At 62.3% G+C, this 15,866-nt stretch carries 18 protein-coding genes; 1 reads left to right on the top strand and 17 read right to left on the bottom strand.

The genetic code is table 11. From position 1 onward, the window contains the following. Positions 1-2 precede the first annotated feature (2 nt). On the bottom strand, positions 3-248 hold the full coding sequence (locus HKD27_RS12225; RefSeq protein WP_194689969.1) for a hypothetical protein: 246 nt from the start codon (positions 246-248) through the stop codon (positions 3-5). Positions 249-340: 92 nt separating this feature from the next. Then, positions 341-580, bottom strand: coding sequence for a hypothetical protein (locus tag HKD27_RS12220; protein ID WP_194689968.1), 240 nt, complete (start codon positions 578-580; stop codon positions 341-343). A 282-nt stretch (positions 581-862) separates the two neighbouring features. Here HKD27_RS12220 and HKD27_RS12215 point away from each other — a divergent pair, with 282 nt between their 5' ends. Continuing rightward, positions 863-1,381 carry a hypothetical protein gene (locus HKD27_RS12215; protein WP_194689967.1) on the top strand — a complete coding sequence of 173 codons (519 nt, stop codon included), beginning with the start codon at positions 863-865 and terminating at the stop codon, positions 1,379-1,381. On the opposite strand, the gene HKD27_RS12210 is transcribed toward HKD27_RS12215, so the two are convergent. The 15 genes from HKD27_RS12210 to HKD27_RS12140 form a co-directional block, all read right to left on the bottom strand. Then, a complete protein-coding gene (locus HKD27_RS12210) occupies positions 1,363-1,896 on the bottom strand; it encodes a hypothetical protein (protein WP_194689966.1) in 534 nt (177 codons plus the stop codon). The genes HKD27_RS12215 and HKD27_RS12210 overlap by 19 nt on opposite strands. Then, positions 1,893-2,120 carry a hypothetical protein gene (locus HKD27_RS12205; RefSeq protein ID WP_011251416.1) on the bottom strand — a complete coding sequence of 76 codons (228 nt, stop codon included), beginning with the start codon at positions 2,118-2,120 and terminating at the stop codon, positions 1,893-1,895. Before HKD27_RS12205 ends, HKD27_RS12210 begins: the two co-directional genes overlap by 4 nt. Positions 2,121-2,154: 34 nt before the next feature. Beyond that, entirely contained in the window at positions 2,155-2,610 is a 456-nt protein-coding gene (locus tag HKD27_RS12200) for a DUF3085 domain-containing protein (RefSeq protein WP_228518557.1), read from the bottom strand. A gap of 76 nt (positions 2,611-2,686) precedes the next feature. Then, the gene (locus HKD27_RS12195; protein ID WP_194689965.1) at positions 2,687-2,863 is read right to left on the bottom strand and encodes a hypothetical protein; all 177 of its coding nucleotides are present in this window, start codon (positions 2,861-2,863) and stop codon (positions 2,687-2,689) included. 255 nt (positions 2,864-3,118) lie between these two features. Then, positions 3,119-3,493, bottom strand: coding sequence for a hypothetical protein (locus HKD27_RS12190; RefSeq protein WP_194689964.1), 375 nt, complete (start codon positions 3,491-3,493; stop codon positions 3,119-3,121). Between the two features lie 69 nt (positions 3,494-3,562). After that, entirely contained in the window at positions 3,563-4,177 is a 615-nt protein-coding gene (locus HKD27_RS12185; protein WP_194689963.1) for a hypothetical protein, read from the bottom strand. 69 nt (positions 4,178-4,246) lie between these two features. Continuing rightward, positions 4,247-4,915 carry an LPD29 domain-containing protein gene (locus HKD27_RS12180; RefSeq protein ID WP_194689962.1) on the bottom strand — a complete coding sequence of 223 codons (669 nt, stop codon included), beginning with the start codon at positions 4,913-4,915 and terminating at the stop codon, positions 4,247-4,249. Between the two features lie 357 nt (positions 4,916-5,272). Beyond that, positions 5,273-5,503 (bottom strand): hypothetical protein, encoded by a 231-nt coding sequence (locus HKD27_RS12175; protein ID WP_194689961.1) that lies wholly within the window; start codon positions 5,501-5,503, stop codon positions 5,273-5,275. 63 nt (positions 5,504-5,566) lie between these two features. Further along, positions 5,567-6,175 carry a hypothetical protein gene (locus tag HKD27_RS12170; RefSeq protein WP_062016346.1) on the bottom strand — a complete coding sequence of 203 codons (609 nt, stop codon included), beginning with the start codon at positions 6,173-6,175 and terminating at the stop codon, positions 5,567-5,569. 89 nt (positions 6,176-6,264) lie between these two features. Next, on the bottom strand, positions 6,265-8,127 hold the full coding sequence (locus tag HKD27_RS12165; RefSeq protein WP_194689960.1) for a ParB/RepB/Spo0J family partition protein: 1,863 nt from the start codon (positions 8,125-8,127) through the stop codon (positions 6,265-6,267). A gap of 43 nt (positions 8,128-8,170) precedes the next feature. Then, positions 8,171-8,596, bottom strand: coding sequence for a hypothetical protein (locus HKD27_RS12160; RefSeq protein WP_194689959.1), 426 nt, complete (start codon positions 8,594-8,596; stop codon positions 8,171-8,173). 189 nt (positions 8,597-8,785) lie between these two features. After that, on the bottom strand, positions 8,786-9,094 hold the full coding sequence (locus tag HKD27_RS12155; RefSeq protein ID WP_194689958.1) for a hypothetical protein: 309 nt from the start codon (positions 9,092-9,094) through the stop codon (positions 8,786-8,788). Continuing rightward, complete coding sequence (locus tag HKD27_RS12150) at positions 9,091-9,444, bottom strand: hypothetical protein (protein WP_061928914.1); 354 nt, start codon at positions 9,442-9,444, stop codon at positions 9,091-9,093. The genes HKD27_RS12155 and HKD27_RS12150 overlap by 4 nt, the downstream gene beginning before the upstream one ends. A gap of 135 nt (positions 9,445-9,579) precedes the next feature. Then, positions 9,580-14,721: a DEAD/DEAH box helicase family protein gene (locus HKD27_RS12145; protein ID WP_194689957.1), complete on the bottom strand. Its 5,142-nt coding sequence runs from the start codon at positions 14,719-14,721 to the stop codon at positions 9,580-9,582. 112 nt (positions 14,722-14,833) lie between these two features. Then, a complete protein-coding gene (locus tag HKD27_RS12140) occupies positions 14,834-15,088 on the bottom strand; it encodes a hypothetical protein (RefSeq protein WP_228518556.1) in 255 nt (84 codons plus the stop codon). Between the last annotated feature and the right edge of the window lie 778 nt (positions 15,089-15,866).

Raw genomic sequence — 15,866 nt, 5'->3', positions numbered from 1 at the left:
TCTCAATGGCAGACACTCAGAAGCGTGCGCTGTGCCGAGCGGTGTGCGGTGCTGGCGTCCCGCCTCAATGCAGCCCGTAGCGCCGCTCCGAGACGAACATCATTCGCGTCGTCAGCCAGAAGATCGGCTTCCGCGTAAAAGCGCCGTGCGCGGCCAATGGTCTTGCCTGCCGAGACGGCGCGGTGAAAGACGGGCGCCTCAAGAGCGGGAAGAAAACTGGACGTAGGGGTGAGCATCTGGATCTGCACGATGCGGTTCCTTTCTTGTGTTTATTGACCGGATGCGGGCCGCGCTGCGGCCCTGATGTCAGTGGAGGAAGGAGAGGATCGGGAGAGTGGTCTCAGTCTTCCGTCCCAGGCAGGGAAGCGCGCTTGACGGCCCGACCGTCGCTCGCAAGGCATCGCTTTCCGTCGTGCATGTAGTGGTTGCGGCGAACCTTTCGATACACGGCTCCCAGCTCTGCCCCAGCCATGCGGAAGGTTTCTCCGAGTTCAAGATCTGCAAAGAGAACCGTATCCGGCCCAAAGACCTCTGCCTTTTTACGGACTGCTGTCAGATCTGTTTTCCTGCGCTTGGACATGTTCTGCCTCTCTCGGAATATTTCGTTCCCGATTGGCAGCCTCATGGGGCGGGTGGCGTGGCATGGGCGGCGCTGTGCGCCGGGAGCGGAGCGACGCACCCTTGCTGCGACGCCTGCCCCATGAGAGCCCCTTCCCTCCCTCCTCTTTCTCTTTCGCGCGCGTCTCTTTTCTGGCCCCCAGAGGTTTTCGCGAGGGCCAAATAATGCCGGTATCTTATTGTTTTTATTGACTTTTATTTGTGGCGCGCTTTACGCTTACCGCACAACGACAGGAGGACACCGATGAGTGCACAGACAGATCAGACCGCCACGGTGATCCGCTTTCCGCAGGAGCGACGTCGTGCGCCGACCCTGGACGCGCTCACCGACGCAATCCTGCCCGAGACGCAGTTGCGGTCGCTTGCCGAAATCCGGGCCGTGACACCGCCCCGACAGGTTGAGCGCCTCCGCGCGTTCGGACGCGAGAGGGCGCGACAGATTTTCGAAGCCACGCCTTTGCCCGACACACGTGAGGGTCGTCAGCGCATGGCGTCTGACTGGCTGTCGCAGCTTGTTTCTCGGGCACTGGCCCGGGTTTCCGACGCACGGTCCCTCACGGAGCAGGCGGAGCGCCGTGAGATCGAAGATCCGCAGCGCGACGGCATCTATGACGATCTTGCGCAGGCGCTTCGCGCCGAGATCGTCGCCTGGGAGACGGCCCAGAATATTCTCGGCGGATGGGAGGTCGTTCAGGGACTGATCGACGATCCGGACTCCTGCGCCGCCACGGACAGCGCAACGTGTCAGAGCAGACCCATCTGAACAGGCTGCTGCCGGGACAGGGTCGCAGCCAACGCCGGAGCCAGTGAGATGCGGCCTGCATGATCGGCCGGCACGCCGTGACGGTCGATCAGCCTGCGCAACAGCGCCTGTTCGCCTCGGACAGTCTCCTGCCGCAGTTCGGAGCGGTACAGGTCCAGCACCTGATGCTCGACCAGAAGAGCCGCGATCCGGCTTTCCACGTCTGACCAGGTCCAGGCGGGATCGCCGATCCCGCCACGCGCAATGATCTGATCGAGGAAGGCGAGACGCCCCTGCGTTGTGCTGAAATACCGGCCCGCAAAGCCGTTCCGGTTAAAGCAGGCGATAAACCCCCACATCTGGCTGGCGCGCTGGTACAGCGCCTTGCTGAACCCCTCCTCCGGCAATCCTTTCGCAACAAAGGCGAGGATTGCATTGGCCAGTTTCGCTTTGTCCTGCGCTGTGCTCCACTGGGTGGCCGTCAGGCCCTCGGCCTCAATGCGGACGCGCCGCAGGTATGGCAACAGCAGGCTCATGCGTAAGCCTCCTGGACGAGCGCGGACAGAGCCTCCGCGACAGCGCCCGCAAGATCGGGCCGCTGCGCGATCAGCCAGCCTGTCAGCGCGCTGCGATCCGCCGCGTCAACAAGGGAGACGACGCGGTCGACATCGCAGCGTCTCAGCTGCTCCACGCTGTCAGCGGCCACCGCCACGGCCGAGGCCCAGATCTGCTCGTGGGGAACAGGCATAAGATCGGACATTCTTTCACTCCTGAAGGATTGCAAGGAAGGCCAGTCAGGCCAGAATTTTGAGGGTTTCAGGCGTAATGTTCAGCCGCAGTGTGTCACCGGACACCTTGCTGAGGGCCCGTCGTACAAGCGCAGCTTCCAGGAACTCGCATCCGTCATCCCCGCCAAAAGCCTGTCGCTTGACGTCATGAGCCCTGCCCGCGTTCTGTGCCGGGTCAGCCTCGCGCGCATACGCGCACAAATTGGGCTTCTGACCGTCATCGGACGGCAGAAGGGGAAGCCCGTTCGACATCATGTAGATCCCGTGATCTCCAACCAACCACAGACCCGCAGGGATCTTGGCGGGATCAATGTCTTCCGGACGGCCCCATTCGCGCGCGCCATGCCCAGGCTTGCGCAGGCTCTTGTCAAAAAGCTGTGTCAGCGTGGCACGTCGTTCCGACGCAACCTCGGCATGGGCAAGAAGGCGCTCGATCAGCGCGCGGTCGAAGGTGACGATCATGGGATATTTCCTGGGATCAGAAATGGAAAAACCCCGCACGATGGCGGGGCGTGGGTGCGTTCGGAAACGTGAAGACTCAGCCGCGGGGGTGAGCGCTGTGCGATGCCGAGGCGAGATAATGATGGGGCACCGGCCCCGCCAGAAAGCTCGGCAGGCACGTAAAGGCGAAGACCAGGGCGAGAAAACCGAAGACCCCACCGGCCAGTCCGACAACGTCCTTGATGTCCTGAAGGGTCTGCTGGGAAATCTGCATGAAAGGTCACTCCTGTTGCCGTCATCTCTTTTCTCTGATGACCTCTCCGGCACAGGCACAGGATGGCTGCGATGGCACAGGCGCCGCGCAGCGGCGGGATCTCCACGACCCGGAGCCCGCCAGGGCGAGGACGCGTGGAGACCCACCCTTTGCCAGCGCAGACAGCCTGTGCTGCCCCTCTTTCCTTCTGCTTCTTTCCCTCTTTCTTCTTCCTGCTCTCCCTCCACCCGGCTCGCGCGGGTGACGATAAGGGGGTCAGATGTGTCCATTTTGGCGCGCGGATTTCTCCTGCCCGGCCTCATCCACCAGCTGATAGGCCGTCAGGGTCAGGTGGCCCGTCCAGCGATGCCTCAGGACGATCATGGGGACACCCTCGACCGTGCCATGCTCCCCGCGGCGGCTCGCCTCGGCGATCTGGGCGCGCGTAACGCGTGGCGGCTGCGTCCGGGTTCGGAAATCCGTCTCCGCCGCCTGTCGGTCCGAATAGGGGCCGTGCCAGTGCTGGGCGGCCTCTTTCGGCCAGAACGACGTTACACGCAGATAGACGCGCCCATCCGGCGCAATGCCAAGATGAACCTTGCGACGTTCCAGAAGACAGGTCTCAATCTGGAGAAGGTTTTCATCGACCATGGAAAACTCGCTCTTTTTTAAACTGCAGGATCTGGCAGGGGAGGCATTATCCGCTCCCCTGCATTGGCCTCAGGCGGCCAGATGCTCGGCCATTGAGGACGCAGTCAGGACGGCGGCGGCCAGGGCAGGATGCTGGTGGGCGCGATAGCGCGACACCAGAGCGTCCCGGGTCTCGCAGCCCAAAGCGGTCGCAGGTGCGCCAATGGTGTCGAGAATGGCCGCGACTTCCGCGGCCCATCCCTTGAAACCGAGATGGCCGTCGTCAGACAGGCGTTCGGCCTCGGTGAGCGAAGCTTCGCGCGGCTGTGCACCGTCCATGCGGAATGGCGTGTACCGTCTTCCCCATGAGGCCACACCTGCCATGCCGTCGTGGGGAACCGGGTCTGCAACCGTGGTTTCCAGCCATTCGGAGGTGCCAAGCGCCTCGGAATCGTAAGCCGCGTCGAAGCCGCGTGGCTTACGGCTGCCACGATTGACCGTGACCATGATCTTGAACGACCGACCAGGGTGCTGAAGGGCGGTGTCGCGGCCGAAACTCAGAATGAGCGGCTTGAGGCCATCCACCGACTTTGCCTCGACAACGCGCCGCTCTCCCAGATGGGACATGAGCGCCATCGTGGTGCTGGTGAAATAGCCCTCACGCTTTGCGGTGGCGGGCGTAGCACTGAGCGTAAAGAAAGCCATGTCGATCTCCAGATATGACAAAGGCCGCCTCGCGGCGGCCTGGAAGAACTGTGAAGGGGTAAGGTGGGGTCAGAAGACGTATTCGGCGCTGCCAAAGACGTCCTGCCAGGGGCTCCGGCGCTTGGAATGGCAATCCGTCACGTCGTCATAGAACCCCGATCTGAAGCGTTTTCTGATGTTCGAAACTGTCTCGTGTTCCGTATCGTCCAGCGGAGCGTCGCAGCTGATCGACACCGACCCGTAGGAGGTTTTGCGCACCCGGAATTTGTGGTTTGGCAGGGCGGCTTTCAGCAGGCGGCGGATGTTCTTTCCTGCCAGCACCCCGCTCTGGTCCGATCCCTGCTCCAGATGGGCGTACTCGGGATCGGTGCGCAGACGCTCGATTTCGGCCGCGTGGGCTGCCTCAGCCTGCTCCTTCTGCGCCTGCTTTTCAGCACGGCACGCTTCGGCATGAGCGCGCAGCTGCGCAATTTCCTCAGGCTCAGCCTTGGGCTCGTCGTGGAAGATCGTCCACTGCACGCCGTGCAGAATGCTCTCGGGCAGCTTTTTGCTAATACTCCCGCAGGCGAAGACGATGTCAAAGCTGGCATTGCCCCCCGCGGCAATGAAGCCGCCAGCAAGGCGTCGGATCGTCTCGGGACGCGGCGTGCCATGGACCGCATACACGACGCCCCGGCCTCTGTTGTACAGGATAGTGCTGACGCGGGTGCCCACGGTGACAGTCGGGTGTTCGGACATGCTGATCTCCTTCTCTTCATGTCTCTTCAACTGTCCTCTCCGGGGTCAGGGCCTGGCTGGCGGGGCAAGGGCGACGCGTCAGCGGCGGTCCCGCAGGCGTCAGCCGAGGACACCACCCCTTGCGGCGACAGACAGGCTCTGGCACCCGCGCCCTCTCCTCTTTCTCTCTTTTCTCGGCTTTTTTCCTTGCGCGGGCTGTCCTGCCCTGTGGAACAAGGCAGCGTCTCACTGCACGAAAAAGGGCGGAGCCATGCTGACTCCGCCCTTGAAAATCGTAACCGGTTCGTCCAAGTTCAGAGGTGAGCCGTGAGGGGCTTCGGGAAAAAACACCTCACGGCCCGGTTTACCTTAAGTGATTTACTCGGAGAGGCTCTTCAGTGCGGTGGCAACCGCCTGAAGGGTCTTCTTCGTTTTACGAAGAATCTTCGTAAACCACTTACGGTCCACCACGATCACGAAGATCATGGTTTCCCCTTTCACTCTGACGACTGTGGGCAAAGCGACCCCCGACCCACACCCGGTTACGATTTTCGGGGGCCGCGACGTCTGACCCGTAACCTGAACAGACGTTTCGTCGCGCGGACTCATCAGGCGGCCCCCGATCTCCTGTTGTGCCAGATCAGGCGTTACGCGCAAGTCTGGCCCGGAACCCTAGTCCGGCCCCGATCCCACCAATGTCACAGTCCTGCGTTCGGCAACGGATTTCAGCGCCTGCACAAGAGGACTCAGTGTTTTGATTTCCTCTGACAGATCCTCCGTCCGGTCTGAGGCCGCCATTTCCAGACAAAGCACGTCGTGCGCCGTCGCGGCCATCCCGACGTCGATACGCACAGTCTCATGATCTCCATTGGCGATGCTGTCGGCCATGTCGACCAGATCGAGAGAGGCAAGACAGTCACCTGTTTCAAGATCGATGACACAGGCGCCACCACCATAACCGTCGAGGCGGGGCTTGCTACAGTCATAGCTCCACACCACAGACCACCTTCTGCCTGCACAGAGCTTTTGACGGGCACACGCCTGGACAAATTCAATCAGTCCATCGACATTGCTACCACCGTCGTCATGAACCCACAGAGGTGCCGTTCCGTCTGTCGCGGGATCCACAATTTCCACTCCAAAACGGTAGTGTTCGTCGTGATGCGGCTGTCGCTCCTCCCACTGAGCGTTGTGGGCGTCCTGAAGCGCAAGCGCACACGCGCGTGCTTCAACGCTTCGGAATGGAATCAAGGCTGAGAATTTTGAATAGTAGTCTGCCATAGGGGCTCTTTCTTCTGTCTGCTTACAAACAAGGCGGCACTCAGAAGAGCGCCGCCTGACGTCAGGTCTATTCGTGGCCGCGTGCTGGCTCAGATCCGAAGGATCTCCAGCCGGCCTCCCATGGCAGCCTGCATGGCCACCAGTTCCTGCGGCACCACGAGGTCCGGTGTTTCTGTCGGCTCGTCCTCCGTGACGTCCGGATCGCCAGCGTCTTCTCCGCCCTCCTCGTCGATCCCGTCTTCCAGATCCTCCGGATCAGCGCACTCCAGACCGTCTTCATCCTCGACTTCCAGATCGTCATTCAGGGCGGCCCATTTCGCGCGGCGGGCCTGCCTGTTTCGAACCTCCTCGGTCCAGACGCCAATCGCCTGCGCAAAGCCTGCGGCCTCCGGAACCCAGTGCCCGTCTCCCACGGCGTTCAGCAGGGCAGCGCGCATCTCCTTGCCCGTATTGAGTGGCGCGAGCCCATGCGCCTGCACCGCTTTTGTGATCCCGGGCTTGCTGTAGGTCTTCAGAAAGTCCTCATCAGCCATGGTCGGCATGTGGGCGTCCGCGTTGAACAGACAGCCCAGCAGTTCCGCTGCCATGCCGGAACCGGAGTGCATACTGACCTCGCAGTTCATGAAGCCCGCGAGGCTTTCCAGCGCGTGCCGACGGATCAGCGCTTCATCACGCACCAGTTCGCCCTCCGGAAACAGCGCTTCCATGGCGGTCTTCACCGCATTCTCTTGAGGCGAGCTGCTTTCGCAGCCGTAGATATGGACGTTGTTGGCATTCAGCGCGAGCAGCAGGCCGGCCACCAGATCCCACGGATCCGCGTCTTCGCTTTTCGCCGTCAGGGCCTTCTTCAGTGCGAGGGTCCGTACAGAGCCGATCATCTTCAGACCCGTGCCCGAGATGTCAGCGCGCTCCTTCTTTGGGGGTGGCGTCTGCTCCACCACGCGCGGTTCGGAGCGGACGGTCTCTTCACCCGTGTAGCGGAACTTTCGCTCTTCGACTTTCAGGGTACTCCGATTGAGCCAGTAGCCGACAACATCGGTCTCCTGCTCGCCCATCCAGTTCGTGACGAAGTTATAGCCCTGAGGGCGGAGGGGAGACCCATACTCGTCCGTCTCGATCGCGAGCGTTCCTTCGGGACGATGCTCGGCAATCCAGTCTTCCTGCGCAGCCCGAAACGCCGTGGCATCCGTGACGTAGCGATTGTCCTCACTGCCCTGCCCGAACAGATCTTCGGTCCAGACGACGCCATGCTTTTGCGCCAGCGCATCGTCAAACCGGGCATCACGCGCATACCACTCCTCCTGACGCAGGTGCCAGGTGAAGTCACGCCAGTCCACGGTATCCTCCGGATCTTCGGCGTTAAGACGATACCCGGCCGGGTCCTCTCCCTCCTCCACGCTCTCGGCAAACATCTCAGCCCAGGCCGCGGCCTGATCCTCCAGAGACGACAGGGCCAGAGTCCGACGCTCTTTCAGGTCGGGGCCGCGGCCAATCTCGATGGCGTGCAGGATTGGCGGATGCAGCTTCGCCAGCAGTGTCAGTCCACGGAGATAGGCAGGCGTGATCATCAGCGCCATGCACAGCTGTTGATCCGTATAGCCAAGGTCTTCGCGCATCCGGGTCACGGCACGCCACTGGTCCGGCTCAGACATGCCTTCGCGGATCATGTTCTCACTGGCCGCCGCCAGGGCTTCGTGCTTGCTCTCTTCGTGCGTCACATGAACCGGAATTTGGGAAAGTCCGGCATAGATTGAGGCCCGCTTCCGGCGATGACCCGCTATGATCATCAGGCGCCCGTCTTCCAGCTCCCGCACTTTTGGCGGGTGAATGAGTCCCACCTGCAAAATGTTCATCGCAAAGCGTCGGATACTGTCCTGGCTGCTTTCTGCTTTGCGCGGATTTTCCGGATTGTCGACAAGGGTGTTGGGATCGACAAGGCGCAGTTCGTCCATGATGGGCTCCAGTGATGTCGTAAGGGTGTCGGTGGGGGAGACGTCAGGCGGTCAGGCTGTGCGCGAGGTGGGAGACCACACGCTCGATATGTTCGACCTCAAGCTGCCGCGTTGCCAGCGACAGCGTGGCCGAGCCGTAAGACCCGTCTTCATCGGTGTCGTAATCGGCCTGCACGCGCCGGATAACGGTTTCGACGCAGTGCCAGACCACAAGGTCAAAGCTGTTCGGAAACAGAGGGGCAATCGTCTGGTCAGGCCCAAGCGCTGCAACGGCCTTCTCAAGGGACAGGTCTTCGAACAGATCCGGACTGTCGTCCGCTGTCACATGAAGCGTTGTCCACCAGCCTTCTTTGGCCTCGTACTCAACTTTGACCGTCTTCACGCCATGCGCTCGCATCGCGTCAAAGATCAGCGTCAGGTTTGCTCTGAGCGCCACTTCGGCCGCGGGTTGTCCTGCCGGGTCTGACACGCCTCTCTCCTTTTTTCTGTCGTGATGATCTCGGCGCGGGCACGGGGCGTGGCTTCGCGCAAGGCCGCGCGTCAGCGCGCCCGGCCTGAGCCTTGCGCGGAGCCGCGACCTGTGGCGGCTCCCTCTCTCTTTTCCGTTTGTTTTCCAGCCCCCTTCTCTTCTCCCTGAGGCAGGCAAGGCGGTGGCGGTTCAGTCGTAAAAAGGCAGCGTCTCGTCGATCGACCCGTCCCGATCGAAGTGGATGTAGTGGCAGTCCTGCTTTCGCGCCTGAGCCATCAGGGCGGCCAGTTCGGGAGACACGTCCTGCGGGACGTCCTCCGCCTCGGTGGGAACATAAATCATCCAGCCATAAGGCCCGCCAAGACAGCTTCGTCCTGCTGCGCCCCCGCTGCTGAGATAAAGCTCGCACGCATCGCGCTCTGCGACCGGAAGATGCCCGGTACTGAGATCCAGGTGCCGGCAGACGAGGCCTGCGGACGTCGGAAGGACTTCGCTCATGCCCGGGCCTCCGGCCGGACAATGAACGGTGTCAGACAGGTCGCCCCTGTCCAGCGATGAAAGGCCAGAATCATCTCGCCATACTCGCGCGTCTTGGAAAGTGTCCCGTTCAGACGCCTGCGTCTGACATCCTCGGGTGTCAGCACAGGCAGCGCATGGCGGTCCACGAAGTCGGCCTCGGCCTGAGCGGCATCCGCATACGGGCCATGCCAGTCATTCCGGTTGACCGGATAGGCGTCCACGGTGCGCAGCAGCACCTCACCGCTCGGGTACGTGAAAATTTCCACATTCAGGCCGCACAGGACTTTGGAGACGGTCGTGGTTTGCGGGGACGTCTGATGGTCGCACATGCTCTCTTCCTCTGATCTCTCTTTCAACCTCTCCGCGGATGCAGGGGCTGCCCGGTGCGGCAAGGCCGCGCGCCAGCGCGCCCGGCCTGAGCCTTGCCGCACCGGGCGGGCCATGCCCGCCCCTTCCCCCTCTCCTTATGCTGCCGCTTCTTCTTCCTCTCCTCCTCCCCCATTGTCGTTGATGCTCAGGCTTTCCATCGCGGCCAGCGCTTCGGCGGCCTCAGCCTCCCGACGCGCCGTATCCTCGGCCAGATCCGCCTCCAGAGACGCCATCTCTTCTTCCTTCTCCTCCAGGAGTGCAGCCTCGCGGAACGGCATCCCGTCGCGGGCACGGTAGCCGGGCAGCTTGCGTTCCGTCTCGGCCAGCAGCCGCTGCGCATCCGCAAGCTCGCTGTCGAAGCGCAGCAGGGTGTTCTCGATGCGGGCGATAAAGCCAAGCGGGGCGGTGTCATGATCAAAGTCGATCCCGATCATCCGGTCCTCGGCCACAATCGCAATCGTCGCGTCCCATTCCTCTTCACCCATGAAGGTCGAGCTCCAGGTCTCGCACACCAGTTCGAAGCCGCCGATTTCGCCAAGTGTCCACCGACCCTTCGTCTCTGCGCGTTTGGCCGTGCGCGCCTGACCCATCAGCCACTTGCCGGCATCCTGCCGTTCGGTCAGGACATCCGACTTGCGCACAAGCTGGAACGCTTCGCCCCGTGTCGTCTGGCGCTTGGCGATATCCGCCCGGATCTTCGGAATGACGGCTTCGGCCACCTTCTGATCGCGCTCGGCCCGTTCGATCGCGCGACGCACGTTGAACTGGTCGTCGTAATGGGCGGCCTTGAGGCGACGCAGGCGGGCCAGTTCTGCTTCCAGTCCCGCCTTTTTCATTAGGCGTTCGTCACCTGAAGCCAGCGCCTTGGCCATGGCAAACTGGTTCGCACTCTCGCCGATATCCTCCAGACGGCGGATTGACCGGTCTCCGGACATGGCCAGACACAGGAAACGCTGCTTGCGCTCCAGAAGCTGCCAGTTCGTGGCATCCACCGAGCCTTTCAGGGCATAGGCGTAAATCTGGATCACAGGGTTCTGGTTGCCCTGGCGTTCGATCCGTCCCTCACGCTGGATGATGTCGGCCACCAGCCAGGGCACATCCAGATGGTGCAGGGCAATCAGACGCTGTTGTGCGTTCACGCCCGTCCCCATTGTCGCACTCGAGCCGATCAGGATGCGTTTGCGCCCGGAATTGAGATCCCGGAACAGCCCCTGCTTGGCCGCACTCTTTTTGTAGTGCTGCATGAACGCGATCTCGTCTCGCGGCACGCCCATCCGCATCAGCTCGTCGCGGATCCACAGATAGGCCGAGAAGCCCCGTTTCTCCAGCGCCGCTTCCGTGCCCAGATCGGAGAAGATCATCTGCACGGCCCCGGTCAGGTCATACGGCTTGCCAGTGTCGGGATCGGTGTAACGGTTGTCGCGCGTCTCCTTCCAGATGTTGAAGACCCTCGCGATCATGACGTTCAGCTTGTTGCTGGTGTCGTTGTCTTCCCAGGATCGGACAAAGCGCAGATCAATCGCCGCGTGACGCGCATCGTTGATCACGGACAGGATGATATCCTCACCCTTCTGCGGCTTGCCCTTGCGCTCCTCGATCACCTTGATCCGGGCTTCCAGTTCCTTCTGGTAATCGCGGAAGGCGGGTCCGCTGTCAGCGACGATGATCTGGCGGCTGCCCGTGGCGATTTCAGGCAGCTTTACGTACTGGCGCAGATCGTCCTGCTGCACGACGTCTGCGAAATGCCGGTACATGGCCATCAGATCGGCCACGTTCACGAACTCCGCAAACCGCGTCACAGGCTTGTACAGCCCGCTCGGCTGAAGCTCGAGTTCGGTGCGGGTCTCCCCGAAATTCGCGGCCCAGGCGTCGAACTCGTGCAGGCCGCGCTCGATCAGGGCGTCGATCTGCTGGAAGCGCTGCACATTGTACATCTCGCCCAGAGTGTTCGTAATCGGCGAGCCCGAGGCCATGACCAGCTCGCGACCGGGATTGATGCGGCTGAGATAGCGGGCCTTGACGTACAGGTCCCAGGCCCGCCCGCTGCCGTTCGGATCGACCCCCTTGAGGCTGGACTGGTTCGTGCCGAAGCTCAGTTTGCGGAACTGCTGCGCCTCATCCACAAGGATCTGGTCGATCCCGATCTCGCCAAGATGCACCAGATCGTCCTTGCGGCTGGCCAGCCCGTCCAGCTTGGCTTTCATCCCCTCCTTCATGCGCTCGATGCGCTTGCGCGAGATGCGGTCGTCGGCGTCGATCTCGCACAGCAGGCTTTCGTAAGACGCGATCTGCGCCTCGATCATCGCCTGCTCAAACGCGGTTTCGACCGGGATGAACTTGAAGGCATCATGCGTGATGATGATCGCATCCCACTGTCCCGTGGCCGCACGGGCAAGGAAGCGCTGGCGCTTGGCCTTCACGAAGTTCGTCTCATCCGCGACCAGGATTTTCGCGGTCGGATAGAGCATCAGGAACTCGCGGGCCATCTGCGCCAGACAATGTCCCGGCACCACAACCATAGCCTTCGAGATCAGGCCGAGACGGCGCTGCTCCATGATCGCCGCGCACATCGAGAAGGTTTTTCCCGATCCCACGGCGTGGGCCATGTAAGTGTTTCCCGTGGCGATGATGCGCCAGACCACCCGTTTCTGGTGGGCGCGCAGCTGGATCGTGGTGCTGGCCCCCGGCAACTGCAGATGCGCGCCGTCGAATGCGCGGGGGACGAGGTTGTTGTAGGTGTCGTTATACAGCCGCACCAGACGCTCGGCGCGCTCTGGATCCTGCCACACCCAGGTCTGGAAGGCCGTCTTGATGGCGGCGAGCTTTTCCTTGGCGGCCTCGGTCTCCTGGGCATTCAGCTGCCGGTGCTCGCCGTTCTCGTCGCGCCAGGTGTCCCAGATCTGCGGGATGGCCTGATTGAGCGCATCCTCGATCAGCTCCCCTGCGGGACGCCGTTCGGTGCCCCAGACGGACGTCGCCTCGGCCTTGCCCCGGAACGGTCCCTTGTCCAGGGTCCAGGACGCCACCTCCTTCGTATGCCACACGCCGGCTTCGACCCCGATCACCTCGGCAATGAAGCCCTCGATGTCGGCGGTCGGGATCCACGGCGCGCCCAGACGGGCCGTAATGTCACTCGGCCGCAGGTCCTCGGGCTGGGCCTCTTCCAGCGCGGCCACGGTGCGGGCGAAGCGGGGATCGGTCTCAGCGGCCTTGCGGGCCTCCGCCAGCTTCGTGCGCACGGCCCCTGACAGGGCTTCGTCAGCGGGCACCCAGACATCGCGTCCGGGCTGGCTGCGTCCGGCATCGAGATAGATGGCACTGCCCAGTTCGGCGATAACCTCGTCCTCGGACCGTCCCAGCAGTTCGGCAATGCGCGGGATCTCCACGACACCCGTCTCGTGCAGACAGACCGCAAGCGCGTCATGGGCGCTGTGCACCTCCGGCTCCAGTGTCGCCTGGATCACACGCTCGGAGAACAGCGGCCCCTGTGTGCCGACCTGCCGGTCCTCGTCGTACTCCTCGATCGAGCTGACCAGCCAGACGTCCGGATCGTCGTAGAAGGGCTGGAGGTTTGGACGCCGCTGCGTCGTGCTCTCGTCTCCGGTTTTCGGATCAACACGCGTGCTGGTGATTGTCAGGTTGATCGGGCCGAACTGGCGCACGAACGTCTGGTAGGCGCGCTTGAGGTCCGTCTGGAGCGCACTGTAAGGCAGGTTCTCCACCTGGGCGCGCAGGACCGCACGGGCGGCATCGCGGACGGGAATCAGGCCTTCGATGATGCGTGCGTGCTTCTGGAAGATGCCGTCCTTCTGCTCGCCTTTCTTGACCTTCACCGGCACCGACTGGCCGTCGATGATCTGATGCAGCGCACCCTTCTCGATCAGGTAGCTGCCTTCCTTGAGGCTCGCCCCCTCCCCTGCCGTGCCAACATCCGCACGGCGGCTTTCGCGCAGCGCCTCAACATCGAACGTCTGCGGCACCGGGAACCGGGCCAGCCTGGCCAAGCGGGAAAGAGCGCTCGGCAGGGCATCGTCGAGCATCAGCATTGGGTTCGCCGCGCAGGTGTATTCCGGCCCGAACTGTCCGCTCGTCCAGCCGTGCCGACCCAGCACCTGCTGACCGTTCTCTACGAAATAGCGGTTGATGCTGAGCGGTCCCTCCCCCTCATCCGTGTCGGGCAGATCCGCAACCTCCAGCCAGGCGCTCTCGCCCGGGCTGTCCCCGATCTCGCGCCGGCGCAGAACGAGCACGTCGACCACCACATCGGTCCCGGCATCATCGCGCATCGCGCCAGCCGGCAAGCGGACCGCCCCGACCAGGTCGGCCGTTTCGAACAGATGCCGGCGGGCGGTGGCGTCGCGCTTGTCCATCGTCCAGCGTGACGTCACGAACAGCCCCATGGCACCGGGACGCAGGCGGGAGACAGAGCGGGCGATGAAATAGTCATGCAGGGACAGGCCAAGCCGCCCCAGCTCGTCCGTGCCGCGCACCGTGCGGTTGCTGAACGGCGGATTTCCGATGGCGAGGTCGAACTGCTCGGCAATCTTCGCCGTCGTGAAGTCCTCAGACCGCACCCACTGGTTCGGAAACAGCTTGCGGGCGATGCGGGCCGTCAGAGGGTCGTTCTCGATCGCCGTCCAGGCTGTCTTGGGGGCCAGTTTCTCCGGGATCGCGCCCATGAACAGACCCGTGCCACAGCCCGGCTCCAACGCGCGTCCGCCGCGGAAGCCCATCTGCGCGACCAGATCCCAAAGCGCATGTACGATCAGTTCCGGCGTGTAATGGGCATACTGCGTGGCCCGTGCCAGCCCGGCCCGCTCCTGCTGGCTCGTCAGCGTTTCAAGCTGCACCCCGATCTCTTCCCAGCCCTGACGGAAGGCTTCGCCAGGACGGGGGAACAGGCTGTTGGCCAGCTCCCCGGCTCCAAATCCCGTAAACTTCGCCAGCAAAGCCTGGTCGGAGGGCGTTGCATTGCGGCCGTCCGTTTCCAGTTCGGTCAGGAGGCGGATGGCAGCGAGATTGTCCCGCGCCCGCGCTTTCCAGCCCTGGGCCAGATCGCGTGTGCCGCACAGGCGAAAGTCGATCTTCGGGGCCACCACAGGAGCGGCAGCGGCTTCTTTTGCGAGGGACGCAGCCTCGTCGAGCGCACGGTCTCCGGGCAGGTCGCCCCAGAACAGGGTATTGCTGCCGCCTCCAAGGGCTGAGGTGTCGAAAAAGCTGAGCTGGGTCTTGCTCATGGGCGGAACTCCGGACAAGCGGCAGCGCCCGGTGCTGCACGAGGCAGACCGGGGGGCCGGAAAACAAACAGGATGGGATCGGGCGAAAGGCGCTCAGGCCTTGCAGATCAGGTCACAGCGGGCCGAAGCGCAGGGAGATCTGCTCACGCTCACTGGACGACAGACGCGACAGGGCCTCTCGGTGATACGACGATCCCTGTCGGGCCTGACGTGCGACCTGCCACCAGGCATTCTGGTCCGAGCAGGTCACGCCGCGCAGCTGGGTGTCGGCGTGCTCAGGGCCGCAGCCTTCGAGAATGGTCCAGCCCTCGCGGTGGGCCTGAACCAGGCTGAAATTCTTTGTGGGGGTTGGGCGTGTAAGGGCCATGACGGGCATCGTCTTCTGTCTCCTTTCTGACCCTTTCCGGCGCGCGCGGCGTCGTTCTGGGCTGCAAGGGCGACGCGTCAGCGTCGGGACCGCCCGGCCCGCAGCGCCAGCGAGGACACGGACGGACCCACCCCTTGCGGCACAGGGCGATCCCGTGGTGCCCCCTTCTCCCTTTCCCTCTCTTTCTTCTTTTTCTTTTGTTTTCGCGTAATCGTCGTAATCGTCGTAATCGTCCGAAGATTACACGATTGACGGACACTTCAGCCTACATACAGGCTATAAAGTAGGAACTGGATCTCTTCCTCATCGGACCTTAAAATATAAATAATTCAAGCATCGATGATGGCGATATAAAGCTAATTCGGCGCGCGCATTTCAGTACGATAGTTCGTCTGGGCTCACACTGTCCTGAAGTCGGAGAAAGTCCACAAGGAAGCGCATGATGGCCGCTGAGTCCGCTGGACCCTCGTAGGTTGATTCATGCTGATGCCACGCTGAGCGTAATCGAAACGAAGGTCGCTTTACAGGTTCGCCAGTGCGACTTGTCCTGAGGCTGCTAATCTGACGGACCGTTTCAAAACGAGCGCAAAAATCATCGAGAATACGTCGATATTTCGTTGAAACTGGTCTATTATCGAAAGCGACATCAATCGTAAGAATCTGCTTTTGAAGCAACTCCTGTAAAACAGATTTATTCTGCATGATAACCTAATCCTGACTTCTAGATTGTTTTCTTGACCCCGTGCCAAATAGTTACACAACAGGTTTAGACATGTTC

This window comes from Gluconobacter sp. R75690 (genome assembly GCF_015244525.1).
GTDB lineage: Bacteria > Pseudomonadota > Alphaproteobacteria > Acetobacterales > Acetobacteraceae > Gluconobacter > Gluconobacter potus.
This window is presented reverse-complemented; position numbering and strand designations above follow the sequence as displayed.

What these genes read in the sequence shown, in the direction of transcription:
- HKD27_RS12180 (WP_194689962.1), bottom strand. Translation starts at nt 4,915, where the DNA reads ATGTCCGAACACCCGACTGTCACCGTGGGCACCCGCGTCAGCACTATC.
- HKD27_RS12190 (WP_194689964.1), bottom strand. Translation starts at nt 3,493, where the DNA reads ATGGTCGATGAAAACCTTCTCCAGATTGAGACCTGTCTTCTGGAACGT.
- HKD27_RS12150 (WP_061928914.1), bottom strand. Translation starts at nt 9,444, where the DNA reads ATGTGCGACCATCAGACGTCCCCGCAAACCACGACCGTCTCCAAAGTC.
- HKD27_RS12165 (WP_194689960.1), bottom strand. Translation starts at nt 8,127, where the DNA reads ATGGACGAACTGCGCCTTGTCGATCCCAACACCCTTGTCGACAATCCG.
- HKD27_RS12140 (WP_228518556.1), bottom strand. Translation starts at nt 15,088, where the DNA reads ATGGCCCTTACACGCCCAACCCCCACAAAGAATTTCAGCCTGGTTCAG.
- HKD27_RS12205 (WP_011251416.1), bottom strand. Translation starts at nt 2,120, where the DNA reads ATGTCCGATCTTATGCCTGTTCCCCACGAGCAGATCTGGGCCTCGGCC.
- HKD27_RS12220 (WP_194689968.1), bottom strand. Translation starts at nt 580, where the DNA reads ATGTCCAAGCGCAGGAAAACAGATCTGACAGCAGTCCGTAAAAAGGCA.
- HKD27_RS12155 (WP_194689958.1), bottom strand. Translation starts at nt 9,094, where the DNA reads ATGAGCGAAGTCCTTCCGACGTCCGCAGGCCTCGTCTGCCGGCACCTG.
- HKD27_RS12170 (WP_062016346.1), bottom strand. Translation starts at nt 6,175, where the DNA reads ATGGCAGACTACTATTCAAAATTCTCAGCCTTGATTCCATTCCGAAGC.
- HKD27_RS12200 (WP_228518557.1), bottom strand. Translation starts at nt 2,610, where the DNA reads ATGATCGTCACCTTCGACCGCGCGCTGATCGAGCGCCTTCTTGCCCAT.
- HKD27_RS12195 (WP_194689965.1), bottom strand. Translation starts at nt 2,863, where the DNA reads ATGCAGATTTCCCAGCAGACCCTTCAGGACATCAAGGACGTTGTCGGA.
- HKD27_RS12185 (WP_194689963.1), bottom strand. Translation starts at nt 4,177, where the DNA reads ATGGCTTTCTTTACGCTCAGTGCTACGCCCGCCACCGCAAAGCGTGAG.
- HKD27_RS12210 (WP_194689966.1), bottom strand. Translation starts at nt 1,896, where the DNA reads ATGAGCCTGCTGTTGCCATACCTGCGGCGCGTCCGCATTGAGGCCGAG.
- HKD27_RS12145 (WP_194689957.1), bottom strand. Translation starts at nt 14,721, where the DNA reads ATGAGCAAGACCCAGCTCAGCTTTTTCGACACCTCAGCCCTTGGAGGC.
- HKD27_RS12175 (WP_194689961.1), bottom strand. Translation starts at nt 5,503, where the DNA reads ATGAGTCCGCGCGACGAAACGTCTGTTCAGGTTACGGGTCAGACGTCG.
- HKD27_RS12215 (WP_194689967.1), top strand. Translation starts at nt 863, where the DNA reads ATGAGTGCACAGACAGATCAGACCGCCACGGTGATCCGCTTTCCGCAG.